This is a genomic window from Achromobacter sp. ACM01 (assembly GCF_014851745.1).
Taxonomy (GTDB): domain Bacteria; phylum Pseudomonadota; class Gammaproteobacteria; order Burkholderiales; family Burkholderiaceae_B; genus Achromobacter; species Achromobacter aegrifaciens.
The window spans coordinates 189,456-204,279 of sequence record NZ_JACVAF010000008.1 but is presented as its reverse complement, the minus strand read 5'-3'; the positions used below and the strand labels follow the sequence as shown (position 1 = coordinate 204,279).

Genomic DNA, 14,824 nt, shown 5'->3' with positions numbered 1-14,824 from the left:
GGTGCCGCTGGGCGACCTGCTGGACCGCCGGCGCCTGATGCTGGGGCAGCTGGCGCTGCTGGTCCTGTCTTTGGCGGCCGTGGCGCTGTCGGCCGGCACGCCCTGGCTGTTGATGGGCATGGTGGCGGCTGGCGCGGGAGCGTCGTCGAAGCTGCGTTTGGGCGTCAGGGCCGGCAGGGTCTGCACCGGCACCGACGGCTGGGCGCGCGATCCAGTGGCTGAAGCAGGCCCCTGCGCCTGAGCGGCGCCGGCTGCGGCGGCGGCAAAAGCCGCGGCCAGCAGCACACGGGAGAAGGTGTCGATTCGAAGGCGTACGGAACGCTGACGCATGGCAATCCTGAAAAATCGAAGTCAGCCGGGATCGTACCGCGACCGGCCGTCAAAATCGAACGGCCTCCTGGGCAGGCCCGCCCGCATTGCCGCCCAAACGCCTTGCAGGCTGGAAGCGACTTCGCGGCGCCCTAGGCGACTCTCAGCCGAGGCTGCCCGGAGCCATCCGAAGCGCAGCCCCACCGGGGCGAGCATCGGAATGGCGCAGGGTGGCCTCGGCGGCTAAAGGACTCTGACATCCGCAAGCTCGAATCCCTGCCACCCGCACTTCGGTTTTGGGAAGCACGGTTCTTGAGCCGCCGGCGTCCGGACTGCGGGATTCCGATGCTCGCCCCGGTGGGGCTGCGCTTCGGATCCCTCCGCCCGGTCACCGGCTCACGGCATCTACCCATGAAGGGGATCCGAAAACAGTGCATTAGGCAGCCTGCCGCGCTTGCGCCGCCGCGCTCGCGGGCGGCGCGCGCAGCACGCGCCGGCACAGCAGCATGGCGATCAGGCTGAACAGGGCAAAGCCCACGGTCTGCCCCGCCAACACGCCTTCCGGGCCGCCGTAATGCGCGCCCAGCCAGACGAAGGGCAAGGTGCCCACGGTAGCGCGCAGCCAGCCGATGGCGGTGGAGTACGTGGCATAGCCCAGGTTGTTGAACACCGCGACGGCGACGAAGTACAGGCTGTTGAGCGCCCAGGCGAAACTGCCGTAGCGGCAGAAAAAAACGATCAGGTCGCGCCCAGGTCCGGTCACCTGGAACAGATCCGGCATCCAGGGCGCCAGCAAGGCCAGCAGGACCGCTACGCCAAAGCCATACGTCAAGGACCAGCGCGCGGTCAGGCGCGCCGTCTCCTGTACGCGGTCCCATTGCCCTGCGCCCAGGTTCTGCCCCAGGATGGGTCCGATGGCGCCGGGCAGTACGAAGAACAGCGCGTAGGCCAGTTGCAGCACCCGGTCCACCACGGTGGCGCCCGCCATCACGCTGGAGCCGAAGCCGGCGTATGTGGACAGGGTGAAGATGACTGCCGCGGGCGTGGCCAGCGTGGTCAGCGCGGCAGGCAAGGCGATCCGCCCAATTGCGGCCAGGTGCGCACGCAGCGCGGCGCCGGCGGGCCAAGTCACCAGGCGATGCTTGCCGAACACCAGCCAGGCGCCCAGCGCCACTGTGACCAGGCGGCCCATGCCGCCGGCCCAGGCCACGCCCTCCATGCCGCCGTCCAGCACGAAGATGACCAGCGGATCCAGCGCCGCGACCGCCGCCGTCCCCGCCAGCAGCACCCACATGGACTGGCGGCCATGGCCGGCGGCGCGCAACAGGTTGGACAGCATCATGCCCACGCCCATCACGACCGCGAACGGGGTCGTGATGAGCACATAGGACAGCAGATGCGCGCGCACGTCCTCCGCCAGGTCGATGGCTGCCGTGTAGGGACCGATCACGGCCAGGAACAACGCGCCGGACACGAGCGCGGCGGCAACCATCAGCACCAGCGAGGCGCCCGCCAGCGAGCGGGCGCGCGGCGCATCGCCCGCCCCCAGCGCGCGCGACACCAGGGCCGTGCCGCCCACGCTCACGCCGATGCAGACCGAGATGATGGTGAACTGCGTCATCGATCCGAAGCCCACCGCGCCCAGCACCGCCTCGTCCTTGAGCGTGCCCAGGTACAGCAGCGACAGGAACTCCACCGCGAACACGGCCAGCATGCTGGCCCAGCCGGTCAGGACCATTTCCAGCACATGCGGGCCCATCGGCCCGGAGACGAAGCGGGCGCGCGGGTCGGATGCGGCGGAGGACAGGTTTTCAGAGGTCATGAGGCTCGTGGATGGAGCGCGGTCAGACCGCGCGGTGAATTGCCAGGCCCGCGTTCAGCGGCCCGCGGGCGCGAACCAATACTGGTACACGCTGCCCTCATTCGAATACCAGGGCAACAGGCCGATGGTGTCGGATTCCCGGCCCACCGTCACCAGCAGGCCTCCCGCCTCGGGCCGCAGCAGCGCCACGTGGCGCCGCACACCCATGGACTCGTACTGGCGCCAGTCGTGCCGCACGCTGATCCACAGCCGGCCCTGCGTGCAACCGCCACGGCGCCGGATGCCATCCGGCCTGGAAGGCTGGGCCGCGCCAGGCAGGGCGGCAGGATCCTGCTCGCCGTTCAACTGCGGCAGGCGGCCCAAGGCGCGCGCGCCCTGCCCGTCCAGCGCCAATATCTCCCATCCGTCCGCGGCGGCCGTGAAAGCCACAGTGGCCTCGGGTCCGGAACGCCATTCCGGCAACGGGTTGTCGGACATGCCCGGAAGGTCCAGGGGATACTGCAGGAACTTGCGCAGGTCCATCGATGCGCCGGCCTCGCGGTCGCCAGACACGAACTCGCCTTGCGCCCGATAGACGCCGGCCAGATCCGGGCATTGGGCCGGATCCGATGGCAGCGCCGCAAGCGTCCCGTCCCGGAACGGAGGCCAGGCAACCGACACCCCGTCGACCCGGGATGCGCCGCAGCCGCTCAAGGCCAGCGCAGCCAGCGCCGCCGCTGCAAGCCTGCTCACTCTCCACGCGCCGCACACCGCTGCCTTCATGCCTGCCCTCTGCTCTTGCCGGCCGCCGCGCTGGCCCAGGCCGCGCGTCCGACTATCGGTCTGGCGCGAACTATATCCGAATCCCGGCCGGCCGAATCCCGGCCGGCCGAATCCCGCACCGCGTTGCCAAGCGCGCGCCGGGAGAGAATAATCGGCTACTCCCCTCCGACCCGCGCCATGACACCGTTCCGAGGCAAGCTCCGCATCCGGCATCTGGAAATCGTGCTGACCGTCGCCGAATTGGGCAACCTGTCCAAGGCCGCCACGCAATTGCACAGCACACAGTCGGGGCTGTCGCGCGCCATCGCCGAGATCGAAGAGCTGGTCGGCGCGCGGCTGTTCGAACGCACCGCCCGCGGCACCACCTGCACGCCGCTGGGCGAAACCATGTGCCGCCATGCCCGCCTGCTGCTCACCGACTTCCGCAAGGCCGAGATCGATCTCGCCGCGGTCTCGCGCGGCGACGAGGGCAGCCTGACGGTAGGCTGTTTTTCGATGTTCGCGGGCTGGCCGGTGGCCGAGGCCGCGCGCGCCTACCGCCAGGCTTATCCGCGCATCACGCTCACCATCGAAATCGGCACGCATGAACGGCTGATCGAAGACCTGGACGCCGGCGCGCTGGACGTGCTGATCAGCCGCTTCTCGTCCACCGTCAATCCGCAGGTCTACCGCTCCACCACGCTGCTGGAAGATCCGGTAGTGCTGGCCTGCGCGACGCATCATCCGCTGGCCGGCCAGCCCGGCGCCACGCTGGCCGACTACGTGGCCTATCCCTGGATCACCGCCCTGCCCGGCAGCCGCATCCGCGGCGAACTGGAAATGTCGCTGCGCCAGGCGGGGCTGGCGATTCCGGATATGATCGGCGCCCTGTCGCTGGAATTCGGCCGCGAAATGCTGCTGGACGGCCTGTATCTGTGGATGCTGCCCGGCAGCGTGGCCGCTATCCGGCAGGCGCGCGGCGAGCTGGTGGTCCTGGCCGACCGGCCGGTCCTGCGCAAGTCGCCGCTGGCGGCCATCTGGCGCCGCGACCGCCCCAGCACGCGGCAGGCGCGCGCCTTCGCCGCCCAGCTCCAGCTCGCCATCCAGGCCGACGCCGTCGCATTGACGGCCTGAGCCTGCCGGCGCGTTGCGCGTTATTCTGGACAGGCAACACTTTTTGATCGGAGCACCCATGTACGACTGGCTCAACGCACTGCCCAAGGCGGAATTGCACCTGCACCTGGAAGGTTCGCTCGAACCCGAGCTGCTGTTCCGGCTGGCGCAGCGCAACGGCGTGGCGCTGCCGTGGCCGGACATCGAGTCCCTGCGCGCGGCCTACGACTACGGCAATCTCCAGGAATTCCTGGACCTCTATTACCGCGGCGCGGACGTGCTGCGCACCGAGCAGGATTTCTACGACCTGACCTGGGCCTATCTGCTCAAGTGCCGCGAGCAGAACGTCGTTCATACCGAACCGTTCTTCGACCCGCAGACCCATACCGATCGCGGCGTGCCGTTCGACGTAGTGCTGACCGGCATCAACCAGGCCCTCGAAGACGGCCGCAAGCAGCTGGGCGTAAGCAGCGGACTGATCCTGAGCTTTCTGCGTCATCTGCCCGAAGAGCAGGCCATGCGCACCCTGGAAGCCGCCCTGCCCCACCGCGACGCGTTCATCGCCGTCGGCCTGGACAGCAGCGAAATGGGCTTTCCGCCGCGTCTGTTCCAGCGCGTGTTCGACCGCGCCCGCGCCGAGGGACTGCCGGGCGTTGCGCACGCCGGCGAGGAAGGCCCGCCGGAATACATCTGGGAAGCGCTGGACCTGCTGAAGGTGCTGCGCATCGACCACGGCGTGCGCGCCGCCGAAGACCCGAAATTGATTGCGCGCCTGATCGACGAGCAGATCCCGCTGACGGTCTGTCCGCTGTCCAACACCCGGCTGCGCGTGTTCCAGCACATGCGCGACCACAACATCCTGTCGCTGCTGGACGCGGGCGTGAAGGTCACCGTCAACTCCGACGATCCCGCGTATTTCGGCGGCTACGTCAACGAGAACTTCCACGCGCTGTACGAGCATCTGGGCATGTCGCGGGCGCAGGCCCAGGCCCTGGCGGACAACAGCCTGGACGCGCGCATCCTCAAGTAGCCGGCGCTCCGGCCCCAGCCATGCGGATTGCGCATGGCAATGTTCAAAACCTGCATGCCTGGCGCGGCCCATTCCTCCCTACCATAGTCCGACCGCCGCGGCGCCTGCCGCGGCCGGGCTACAGACCAGAAACAAGGGGCAGGTTATGAGTCAGTTCGTGGAAGCGTCGCTGCAGGCAGGCACGCTGACCGGCGTGCAGGAGAGCGGCGTGTGCCGCTACAGCGCCATTCCCTACGCGCAGGCGCCCGTTGGCCGCCTGCGCTTCGCACCGCCGCAGCCCGCAGCATGGCGCGGCAAGCTTGACGCCACCCGGCCGGGACCGGTCGCGCCGCAACTGCCCTCGCGCCTGCGCGGCGCCATGGGCGACTTCGACGCCGAACAATCCGAGGACTGCCTGCACCTGACCGTATGGACGCCCGCCGCCGACGGTAGGCGGCGGCCGGTCGTCGTGTGGCTGCATGGCGGCGCCTGGCAAAGCGGCGGCGGCGCGCTGGACTGGTATGACGGCGCGAACCTCGCGCAGCGCGGCGACATGGTGGTGGTCGCGGTCAACTACCGGCTGGCCGCGCTGGGCTGGCTGTACGTGCCTGGCCAGACGGCCAACGCGGGCCTGCTGGACCAGGAAGCCGCCATCGATTGGGTGCTGGACAACATCCAGGACCTGGGCGGCGATCCCGAGCAAGTCACCGTCATGGGCCAGTCGGCGGGCGCATCCTCGATCTGCGCCATGCTGGCGCGCCAGCCGCGCTTCTCCCGCGCCATCCTGCAAAGCGCGGCGCTGGGCCGGGGGTTTCGCAGCGCAAAGCAGGCCGATGCGCTGGGACAGGCCTTCCTGCGCGCCGCGGGAGCCGATTCCCTGGAAGCCGCGCGCGAACTGCCCGTGGCGGCATTGCTGGCGGCGCAGCAGGCGCCCGCCGTCGCCGAAACCCTGCGCGCCGAAGGCAGCAGCCGCAGCCAGTTCGCGCCGGTGCTCGACGGCCAGGTGCTGCCACAGGACATCGCCCCCGCGCTCAAGCGGGCCTCGTCCCGCGCCGACGTGCTGGTCTGCTACACGCGCGACGAAATGGCCGCCTTTCCCGGCAATGGCCGCACTGCTGCCGACCAGGACCTGGGCGACGCGGTATTCGGCGCGCCCTCGCGCCAGTGGGCCGCCGACGCCGCGGCCCAAGGCCGCCAAGCCTGGCTGGCGCGCTTTGACGTGGCGCCCACGGCGGCCTTCGGCGCCTGCCATTGCATCGAGCTGCCCTTCGTCTTCGACACATTGGCGGCATTCGCCGGCGCGCCCATGCTTGCCGGCCTGCCGGCGGAACAGGCGCGGCAGCTTGCTCACGCCACGCAGCAGGCGTGGATCGCGTTCATCCGCGGCGACGCGCCAGGCTGGCCGCCGGCCCCGCACATGCAGATCCTGGCCTGAACCGGGACGGCATGTGCGGGGCCGCGGGCGGACGCTGCCCGCGCATCAAACACACCAAAACAAGGGGAATTCCATGTTCAAGCAAACCGCGCTCGCGCTGGCGCTGCTGGCGCCGCTGGCGGCTGCCGCCGCCTATCCCGACAAACCCGTCAAGATCATCGTCTCCAACCCGCCCGGCGGTCCCGTGGACGTCATGCTGCGCGTGCTGGCCAGCAAACTGGGCGCTGCCTGGGGCCAGCCCGTGGTGGTGGAGAACAAGCCGGGCGCGTCCGGCATCATCAGCACCGGCGCATTGGTCAAGTCCGCGCCCGACGGCTACACCTTGGGCATGGTCGTGGCCTCGTCCGTCACCATCGTGCCCTTCGCGGTGGACAGCCTGCCATTCGATACGCAGAAGGACCTCAAGCCGATCTCGCTGGTGGCGCGCACGCCCTTCATCTTCATCGTGCCCAAGGACAGTCCGCTCAAAAGCTGGGAAGACTTCGTGCGCGAAAGCAAGACGCGCAACCTCAGCGTGGGTTCGTTCTCCATCGGCACGGCGTTCCACCTGGTCTGGGAACAGACGGCGCGGCGCGCCGGCATCAAGGCCTTGTACGTGCCCTCGTCTTCGTCGGGCAAGACGCAGAACGACCTGATCGGCGGCCAGCTCGACGTGGGCCTGGACGCGCCTTCGAGTTCCAAGGGCCTGATCGACAGCGGCCGCCTGCGCGCGCTGGCGATCACCAGCCCGGAGCGCTTCGGCGGCCTGCCCGACACGCCCACGCTGAAGGAATCCGGATTGAAGGACTACGCGCCGCAGCCCTGGATCGGACTGATGGCGCCCGCCGGCATTCCGGACGACCGCGTGGCGCTGATCCAGAAATCAGTGGCGGACATACTGAAGGAACCCGCGATGCGCGCGCAGATGGAAACCCTGGGCATGATTCCCATCGGCAGCACGCCAGAGGAACTGGCCGCGACCATCGAAGCCGACCGCGCCGACATGGGACCGCTGATCAAGGAGCTGGGCATCAAGCTGCAATAGCGGCGCATGCGGCGGCGCGGGTTTGAAGACGCGCCCTTCAGGCCGCGCCCAGCGTGCGCAGGAACATCGCCGACAAGGAGCCGGACAGCGCTTGCGCATCGCGCCGGCCCTGCGCGATGGAGGCGTCCACCGCGCCATGCATGCCGTGGTACAGGACGATGGCGGCCAGCGCCGCGTCGTCCAGCTTCCAGCAGCCGGCGCGCGCGCCGGCCTCGAGTATGGCTTCCAGCTGTTCCAGCACGGCGCTCTTTTCGGCCACGCCGCGGTCGGGATGCTGGGCGTCGTGGAACACCACATCATGCAGTTCGTAGCCGTCGAAGTAAGCCTCGACGCCGGCGCGAGTCCAGGCGCGCAGCCGCGCCACGCCGTCCTCCGGCGCACAGGCCTGCACTTCGCGGTCGATATGGTCCAGGAACCCTTGCGAGAACTTGGCCCGCAGCGCCGCCAGCATGTCGTTCTTGGACGTGAAGTAGTGATAGAAGGTGCCCTTGGCCACGCCGGCGCGTTCCACGATCTCGTTGATGGTCGTGGCCTCGACGCCCTTCTGGATGAAGAGCGCTTGCGCGGCCGCCATCAACTCGTCCAGCCGCACGGCGGCCGGCTTGGTGCGGGGCTTGGGAGCGGCGTCCGGGCCAGGCAGGGAAAGCGGGTCGTCGGGAGCAGCGGGCATATCGTCCAGGGGTCAGGTCAGCAGCAAGGCGCCAGTGTAGAGGAGGCACTGGGCCGGAATCAAAAGCTGAGAATCGTTCTTCTTTTCATTGACCGACGGTCGGTCGATGCATAGAATACCCCTTCCCCCACTCTGCGTCCCGCCATGCATCCCGCACGCCGCCGCGCCCTGGTCCTTGCCGTCAACCTGGGCAGCTTCATCACCATCCTGGACATCAGCATCGTCAACGTGGCGCTGCCCACCATGCAGGCGGCCCTGCGCATCGACATGGCGGGGCTGCAATGGGTGGTGGACGCCTACGCCCTGTTCCTGTCGGCCTTCATGCTGTCGGCGGGACCTCTGGGCGACCGCTATGGCCGCAAGCGTTCCTGGCTGGCGGGCGTGCTGCTGTTCACGGCGGGCTCCGCGCTTTGCGGGCTGGCGGACAACCTTACAGCGCTGCTGATCGGCCGCGCCGTGCAGGGCGTGGCCGGCGCCCTGCTGGTTCCAGGCGCGCTGTCGCTCCTGACCCAGGCTTTTCCCGATCCCAAGGAACGCGCCCAGGCCATCGGCATCTGGGCCTCGTGCAACGCAATTTCGCTCATCGTGGGGCCCATGCTGGGCGGCGTGCTGGTCGCCCACTTCAACTGGCAGAGCATCTTCCTCATCAACCTGCCGGTGGGCGCGCTGGCCATCGCGCTGGGCGCCTGGAGCATCACGGAAAGCGCCCATCCCGAACACGCAGCCTTCGATCCCGCGGGCCAGGCGCTTAGCGTGCTGTGGCTGGGCGCGCTGACCTATGGGCTGATCGCCGCCGGCGAACACGGCTGGGCTGCACCGCAAGCCACGGTCGCGCTCGCCATCGCCGCCGCCGGGCTGCTCGCCTTCCTGTGGGTCGAGCACCGCGCCGCGCGGCCCATCCTGCCGCTGGGGCTGTTCCGCGACGCAGGCTTCGCCATCACCAACTTCGCCTCCTTCGTGCTGGGCTTTTCCGCCTACAGCAGCCTGTTCTTCTTTTCGCTCTATCTGCAACACGTTCAGGGGTTGTCGCCGCTGGCCACTGGCTGGCAGTTGGCGCCGCAGTTCGCCGCGGCCGGGCTGGTGTCGCTGGTGTTCGGCCGGCTCAACCTGCGCTTTGGCCTGCCGCGCCTGATGATCGCGGGCTTCGCCTTCATCGGCCTGGCCATGCTGGGCATGACGCGCTTCGAAGCGCACACGCCTTACCTCGTGTCCGGCTCCCTGCTGGTCCTGTTGGGCCTGGGCACCGGCCTGGCCGTGCCATCGACCAGCATGGCCGTGATGGCCACGGTGCCGCGCGAGCGTTCCGGCATGGCCTCGGCCACCATGAACGCGCTGCGCCAGACCGGCATGACGATAGGCATCGCGCTGCTGGGCGCACTGATGAGCGGGCGTGCGATCGTAGCGCTGACGGCTTCGTTCTCGCAACAAGGCGCGCCCGACGCGCAGGCCTTGGCGCGCGCCGCCATCACTTTGCATGAACTGCCGGCGCAACCCGCCAATGCGGCCGAACTGGCCGCGGCCGCGCTGGCCGGCGGCTTCCATGCCGCCATGCTTTTCGCGGGCGCCGCATCGTTGCTGGCGGCACTGTTGCTGCTGTTCCTCGCGCGCGGCGCAAAGAACGTCCTGCACGCCGCATGACTCGCGGATTCCGGCGCGCGGAATTCCATCGGCCGGAATCAAAACAGCCTGTTTTTAAGCGTTGGTAACAAACGCTCGCGCCGTCTTGCGCTTCGGTAAGATCCTCGTCCAATAACAGGTTAACAACCACGAGGAGAGCAAAGCATGCCTTACCGCAAACCCCTGTTCCGCCTGGCCCCGCTGGCGCTCGCCGCCCACCTGCTGATGGCGGGTCCGGCCGCCGCGCAAAGCGCGCCCGGCACGCAAGGCCCGCTGGTCCCCGCGCCCAATCCGACATTGGCCGCGCAGATCGATCAACGCGCCAAGGCCATCGAAGACAAGCTCATCGCCTGGCGCCGAGATATCCACGAACATCCCGAACTGGGCAACCAGGAAAACCGCACCGCCAAGCTGGTCGCCGATCACCTGCGCGCGCTTGGCATGGAAGTGAAAACCGGCGTTGCCGGCACTGGCGTGGTCGCCGTGCTCAAGGGCGGCAAGCCCGGGCCGGTGGTGGCGCTGCGCGCCGACATGGACGCGCTGCCCGTCAAGGAGCAAGTGGACCTGCCCTTCGCGTCCAAGGCCAAGGGCACCTACCTGGGCAAGGAAGTGGACGTGATGCATGCCTGCGGCCACGACACCCACACCGCCATCCTGATGGCCACGGCCGAAGTCCTGGCCGGCATGAAGGACCAGCTCCCCGGCAGCGTGAAGTTCATCTTCCAGCCCGCCGAGGAAAGCCCCGCCGACTTCGAGCCCGACGGCAAGAAGATCTGGGGCGCCAAGATGATGGTGCAGGAAGGCGTGCTGGAGAATCCCAAGGTGGACGCCATCTTCGGCCTGCACGTGTCCAGCGCCTATCCGGCGGGCAAGCTCAGCTGGCGCAGCGGCCCCGCCATGGCCGCCGCCGACCAGTTCTGGATCGACGTCACCGGCAAGCAGACGCACGGCGCGCGGCCCTGGTCCGGCATCGACCCCATCGTGGTCAGCTCGCAGATCATCCTGGGCCTGCAGACCATCCCCAGCCGCCAGATCAACAGCATGCTGGAGCCGGCGGTCATCACCGTGGGCGCCATCCACGGCGGCAACCGCATGAACATCGTGCCGGACAACGTGGCCATGACCGGCACCATCCGCACGTATGACGAAGGCATGAAGAAGGACATCCACCAACGCATCGCGCGCACCGCGGACATGATCGCGCAGAGCGCGGGCGCCAAGGCGGACGTGCGCGTGGTGGAGCTGTACAACGCCACCGTCAACAATCCCGCGCTGACCGAGCAGATGGGCCCGACGCTGCGGCGGGTGGCGGGCGAAGGCAACTACGGCCTGCAGCCCAAGTCCACCGCGTCGGAGGACTTCTCGTTCTATCAAGAGAAGGTGCCGGGCATGTTCTTCTACCTGGGCGTGACGCCCAAGGGCACCGACGTCGAGAAGGCTGCGCCGAACCATTCGCCGCGCTTCTACGTCGATGAGTCCGGCCTCATCAACGGCGTGCGCGCGCTGTCGAACCTGACCGTGGACTACATGGCGCAGGCGCAGAAAGGCAGCTGATCCGCGCGCCCCGCGCGCGTTTGAAAAATGCCCGCCGCGCGATGCGGCGGGCATAAGCAAACGGCTACAAATTCTTTGTCAGGCCCGGCCTGGCTTTTTACAGTACGCCCCTTTGCCGCCCCTGCGGCAGTCACGTAGAAGCCACGCCATGCCGATCTCCCGTCGAACCTTCATGCTTGCCGGCGCACTGGCGCTGCCGCTGGCGCGGCCGCGCATCGCGCGCGCATCCGCCTGGCCCGAGCGTCCGATCCGGCTCATCGTCACCTTCCCGCCCGGCGGCGCGAGCGACATCGCCGCGCGCCTCATCGCGCCCACGCTGGCCGAACGGCTGGGCCAGCCCATCGTCATCGAAAACAAGCCCGGCGCGGGCTCGACCATAGGCGCGAGCCTGGTCGCGCAGGCGCCCAACGACGGCTACACGCTGCTGATGTCGAACTCGGCGCCGCTGTCCATTTCTCCCGCCCTGATGCCCCAAGGCGGATACGACGCGCTCGCCAGCTTCGACCATATCGCGTACCTGGGCGCGGTGCCCACCGTGTTCGTCGTCCATCCTTCCGTGCCGGTATCCAGCTTTGCGGAGCTGACCGCCTGGATCCGCGCGCAGGACCAGCCGGTGCAGTACGGCAGCGGCGGACTGGCGTCGGTGGGCCAGATCGTGGGCGAGCTGTATGCCCGGCAAACCGGCGCGCGCCTGCAGCACATTCCGTACAAGGGATCTGGCGCCATGCGCAACGATCTGCTGGGCGGCCAGATTCGCTTCGCGGTGGACGCGTTGCCGCAGAACCTGCCCTTCCTGCGATCCGGCCAACTGCGCCTGTTGGCGGTCACCACAAGCAAGCCGGTGCCGCAGGCGCCCGACATCCCCGCAGTGGGCGAGCTGGGGTATCCGGGCCTGATCGCCGAGAACTTCGTCGGCCTGTCCGGTCCCGCCGGCTTGCCGGCCGCGGTCTCGCAGCGCTTGAACGACGCCATTGCGCAGACGCTGGCCAGCGCGGACATCCGCGCCAGGCTGGAGGGACAGGGCTTCGTGCTGGCGCAAAAATCCCCCGCCGAGTTCACCGACTTCGTCCGCCGCCAAGCCGCAGCCTGGGGACCGGTGGTGCGCGCCACGGGAGCCAGCCTGTGAGCGCCCGCCGCACGCTTGTGCTGTTCGGCCATCCGGGCCGCGGCGGCTTCAACGAAGCGGCCGTGCGTGGCGCGGAACGCGCCGCGCAGGCGGGCCAGCCCTTGCAGCTGGAATGGATCGCCGACCACGACGCCGCCGCGCGCGCCGAGCGCCTCGCACAGCTTTGCGCCACCGCTCCCGACCTGGTCATCGTGCATGGCGGCCAGGGCGATGCGCCCGTGGCCGAGGTGGCGCCACGCTATCCGCGCACGCAGTTCGCCATCACGCAGGGGCACCACACCGCCGCCAACGTCGCGTCATACGAGATCCAGCAAGAGCACTCGGCTTTTCTTGCCGGGGTGTTGGCGGGCCTGCGCGCGGCCAACGGGCGGGCCGCCCATCTGTCCGGCGAAAAAGTGCGGCCCGGCCTGAAGGGCCGCGCCGCCTATGCCGATGGCGTGCGGCGCGTCACGGGCCAGGATCCGCTGACCGCCTTCTGCGGCAACCAGCACGATCCGGCGCTGGGCGCGGCCTGGGCCCGCGCGCTGTCCGCACGCGACGCCCGCGTACTGTTTGCCATGATGGACGGCGGCCGCGATGGCGTGACGCGCGTGTGCCGCGAAACGGGCGTGTGGCAGATCGGCAATGTGCTGGACTGGGTGGCGCGCGACCCGCAGGTCTATCTGGCATCGGCGCTGGCCGATTCGGGACTGTGCGTGCAGCGCGCCGCCGCCGACCATGCCGCGGGCGCGCTGGCGGTGAGCCGCGTGACCCGTTACGGCCTGGAGGAAGCCGCGTCGCTGCGGCTGGTGCTGGGCACGAAAGTCGGCGCGGAAGAACGCCGTATTTTGGATGAGTGGGCGGGCCGGCTCGCAGCGGGAACCCTGGACATTGCATCCGACTACGCGGGGCCGGAATTCACGCTGCCGCCCCCTGCCCGCGCCGGCTACGCGGTCGCTTCGAACGCCTGGTGATAGGAAACGTCCCCATGCGCCGCAGCCGTGTAGACCTGCGCCATGAAGTACTCCGGCGGCACGCCGGGATACGTCAGCGCGGGCGTCTGCGCAAAACCGAATCGCGTGTAGTACGCCGGATCGCCCATCACCACGCAGCCCGCCGCACCCAATGCCTTCAAGCGCGCCAGACCGTCCCGGATCAAGGCCGCGCCTATGCCCCGGCCTTGCAGTTCCGGCAGCACCGCGACCGGCCCCAGGCCGTACCAGTCCGCCGAACCGTCGCTGATCGTCACCGGAGAAAACGCGACATGGCCCGCGACACGCCCGTCCACCCGCGCCACCAGCGACAGCGTCAGCGCGCCGGCCTCGCGCAGCGCGTTGGTGATGTAGCCCTCGGTCTGCTGGCTGTGGGGATTGTCTTTGAAGGCGGCCTGCGTCAGCGTGAAGATCGCCTCGCGGTCGTCCGGTGTTTCGGGAAGGATGTGCATGCCTCGACTCCTGTAGGCTCAAGCGCAAAGTGTAGCCGGGCATAGTCGCCATTCCGCATTGACGCCTGCCGGCACGGTGGCTACAGTGGCCGGCAGCCCGGCGCCGCGTCATCGCATCGGCGCCCAGCCCCTTTCCGAACCGCCCGCGGCGCGCCGCGGCCCTACTCTGGACCCCTATGAACAGCTACCGTGTCGGCATCGCCGGCTTCGGCGCCATCGGCCAGGCCGTGGCGCAATCCCTGGATGCCGGCGTGCCCGGCCTGACGCTCACCGCCGTCGCGGTGCGCGATCCCAAGGCTCCGCCGGCCTTTGCCTGGACTCAGGCCGCGCCCGCCTACACCACCATAGATGCGCTGCACGAACACTGCGACGTGGTCGTGGAATGCGCCCCCGCCGCGGTGTTCCGCGACATCGCCGAACCCGTGCTGCGCGCCGGCAAGAAGATGGTGGTGCTGAGCTCGGGCGCGCTGCTGCGCCATGACGACCTGATCGAACTGGCCCGCCAGCACCACGGCCAGATCCTGGTGCCCTCGGGCGCCATCCTGGGCCTGGACGCCATCACGGCCGCCGCCGAGGGCGTCATCCATTCCGTCACCATGATCACGCGCAAGCCGGTGCGCGGCCTGCTGGGCGCGCCCTACCTGACGGACAACAACATCGATATCGCGGACATCACCGAGCCACGCCTGATCTTCCGCGGCTCGCCACGGGAAGCGGCGGTGGGCTTTCCGGCCAACCTGAACGTGGCGGTCAGCGTGTCGCTGGCCGGCATCGGCCCGGACAAGACCACGCTGGAAATCTGGGCCGATCCCTCGCTGGAACGCAATCTGCACCGCGTCGAGGTCGTGTCCGACTCGGCCTCGTTTTCGATGGAAATCCAGAACATTCCCTCGGCCAATCCCAAGACCGGCCGCATCACCGCGCAAAGCGTGGTCGCCGCGCTGCGCAAGCTGACCGGTCCGCTGCGCGTGGGTACCTGAA

The 14,824-nt window shown here is 69.0% G+C and carries 13 protein-coding genes and 1 pseudogene; 10 read left to right on the top strand and 4 right to left on the bottom strand.

The annotated features are described in order from the left end of the window. Nucleotides 1-241 (top strand): annotated as a pseudogene (locus IB268_RS31275) (MFS transporter); the annotation flags it as partial. 504 nt (nucleotides 242-745) lie between these two features. Here the strand turns inward: IB268_RS31275 and IB268_RS28395 are convergent. Beyond that, on the bottom strand, nucleotides 746-2,131 hold the full coding sequence (locus IB268_RS28395; protein WP_225591515.1) for an MATE family efflux transporter: 1,386 nt from the start codon (nucleotides 2,129-2,131) through the stop codon (nucleotides 746-748). Nucleotides 2,132-2,185: 54 nt separating this feature from the next. Beyond that, nucleotides 2,186-2,863 (bottom strand): hypothetical protein, encoded by a 678-nt coding sequence (locus tag IB268_RS28390; protein ID WP_306652035.1) that lies wholly within the window; start codon nucleotides 2,861-2,863, stop codon nucleotides 2,186-2,188. 207 nt (nucleotides 2,864-3,070) lie between these two features. Here IB268_RS28390 and IB268_RS28385 point away from each other — a divergent pair, with 207 nt between their 5' ends. From IB268_RS28385 to IB268_RS28370, 4 genes are all read left to right on the top strand, one after another. After that, entirely contained in the window at nucleotides 3,071-4,006 is a 936-nt protein-coding gene (locus IB268_RS28385) for a LysR family transcriptional regulator (RefSeq protein WP_054452654.1), read from the top strand. A 58-nt stretch (nucleotides 4,007-4,064) separates the two neighbouring features. Further along, the gene (locus tag IB268_RS28380; RefSeq protein WP_054452656.1) at nucleotides 4,065-5,015 is read left to right on the top strand and encodes an adenosine deaminase; all 951 of its coding nucleotides are present in this window, start codon (nucleotides 4,065-4,067) and stop codon (nucleotides 5,013-5,015) included. Nucleotides 5,016-5,160: 145 nt separating this feature from the next. After that, complete coding sequence (locus tag IB268_RS28375) at nucleotides 5,161-6,429, top strand: carboxylesterase family protein (RefSeq protein ID WP_192355175.1); 1,269 nt, start codon at nucleotides 5,161-5,163, stop codon at nucleotides 6,427-6,429. A 73-nt stretch (nucleotides 6,430-6,502) separates the two neighbouring features. Next, nucleotides 6,503-7,453: a tripartite tricarboxylate transporter substrate binding protein gene (locus tag IB268_RS28370; RefSeq protein ID WP_054452661.1), complete on the top strand. Its 951-nt coding sequence runs from the start codon at nucleotides 6,503-6,505 to the stop codon at nucleotides 7,451-7,453. A 37-nt stretch (nucleotides 7,454-7,490) separates the two neighbouring features. Here the strand turns inward: IB268_RS28370 and IB268_RS28365 are convergent, their stop codons facing one another. After that, a complete protein-coding gene (locus IB268_RS28365; RefSeq protein WP_192355174.1) occupies nucleotides 7,491-8,123 on the bottom strand; it encodes a TetR/AcrR family transcriptional regulator in 633 nt (210 codons plus the stop codon). A gap of 144 nt (nucleotides 8,124-8,267) precedes the next feature. Between IB268_RS28365 and IB268_RS28360 the strand changes: the two genes are divergently transcribed. The 4 genes from IB268_RS28360 to IB268_RS28345 all read left to right on the top strand — a co-directional run bounded on the left by IB268_RS28360 (nucleotide 8,268) and on the right by IB268_RS28345 (nucleotide 13,373). After that, the gene (locus tag IB268_RS28360) at nucleotides 8,268-9,761 is read left to right on the top strand and encodes an MFS transporter (RefSeq protein WP_054452668.1); all 1,494 of its coding nucleotides are present in this window, start codon (nucleotides 8,268-8,270) and stop codon (nucleotides 9,759-9,761) included. Between the two features lie 144 nt (nucleotides 9,762-9,905). After that, a complete protein-coding gene (locus IB268_RS28355) occupies nucleotides 9,906-11,294 on the top strand; it encodes an amidohydrolase (RefSeq protein WP_192355173.1) in 1,389 nt (462 codons plus the stop codon). Nucleotides 11,295-11,442: 148 nt separating this feature from the next. Next, entirely contained in the window at nucleotides 11,443-12,420 is a 978-nt protein-coding gene (locus IB268_RS28350) for a tripartite tricarboxylate transporter substrate binding protein (RefSeq protein WP_054452673.1), read from the top strand. Further along, nucleotides 12,417-13,373: a BMP family ABC transporter substrate-binding protein gene (locus IB268_RS28345; RefSeq protein WP_054452675.1), complete on the top strand. Its 957-nt coding sequence runs from the start codon at nucleotides 12,417-12,419 to the stop codon at nucleotides 13,371-13,373. The genes IB268_RS28350 and IB268_RS28345 overlap by 4 nt, the downstream gene beginning before the upstream one ends. On the opposite strand, the gene IB268_RS28340 is transcribed toward IB268_RS28345, so the two are convergent. Continuing rightward, complete coding sequence (locus IB268_RS28340) at nucleotides 13,346-13,843, bottom strand: GNAT family N-acetyltransferase (protein WP_192355172.1); 498 nt, start codon at nucleotides 13,841-13,843, stop codon at nucleotides 13,346-13,348. The two genes, IB268_RS28345 and IB268_RS28340, sit on opposite strands and share 28 nt — an antisense overlap. Nucleotides 13,844-14,019: 176 nt before the next feature. On the opposite strand from IB268_RS28340, the gene IB268_RS28335 reads away from it, so the two are divergent. Next, the gene (locus tag IB268_RS28335) at nucleotides 14,020-14,823 is read left to right on the top strand and encodes an aspartate dehydrogenase (RefSeq protein ID WP_054452684.1); all 804 of its coding nucleotides are present in this window, start codon (nucleotides 14,020-14,022) and stop codon (nucleotides 14,821-14,823) included. Nucleotide 14,824 lies beyond the last annotated feature (1 nt).

Bases quoted from the DNA above. Each gene is read 5' to 3' on its own strand.
- IB268_RS28355 (WP_192355173.1), top strand. From the start codon at position 9,906: ATGCCTTACCGCAAACCCCTGTTCCGCCTGGCCCCGCTGGCGCTCGCC.
- IB268_RS28335 (WP_054452684.1), top strand. From the start codon at position 14,020: ATGAACAGCTACCGTGTCGGCATCGCCGGCTTCGGCGCCATCGGCCAG.
- IB268_RS28365 (WP_192355174.1), bottom strand. From the start codon at position 8,123: ATGCCCGCTGCTCCCGACGACCCGCTTTCCCTGCCTGGCCCGGACGCC.
- IB268_RS28380 (WP_054452656.1), top strand. From the start codon at position 4,065: ATGTACGACTGGCTCAACGCACTGCCCAAGGCGGAATTGCACCTGCAC.
- IB268_RS28350 (WP_054452673.1), top strand. From the start codon at position 11,443: ATGCCGATCTCCCGTCGAACCTTCATGCTTGCCGGCGCACTGGCGCTG.
- IB268_RS28340 (WP_192355172.1), bottom strand. From the start codon at position 13,843: ATGCACATCCTTCCCGAAACACCGGACGACCGCGAGGCGATCTTCACG.
- IB268_RS28385 (WP_054452654.1), top strand. From the start codon at position 3,071: ATGACACCGTTCCGAGGCAAGCTCCGCATCCGGCATCTGGAAATCGTG.
- IB268_RS28395 (WP_225591515.1), bottom strand. From the start codon at position 2,131: ATGACCTCTGAAAACCTGTCCTCCGCCGCATCCGACCCGCGCGCCCGC.
- IB268_RS28375 (WP_192355175.1), top strand. From the start codon at position 5,161: ATGAGTCAGTTCGTGGAAGCGTCGCTGCAGGCAGGCACGCTGACCGGC.
- IB268_RS28360 (WP_054452668.1), top strand. From the start codon at position 8,268: ATGCATCCCGCACGCCGCCGCGCCCTGGTCCTTGCCGTCAACCTGGGC.
- IB268_RS28370 (WP_054452661.1), top strand. From the start codon at position 6,503: ATGTTCAAGCAAACCGCGCTCGCGCTGGCGCTGCTGGCGCCGCTGGCG.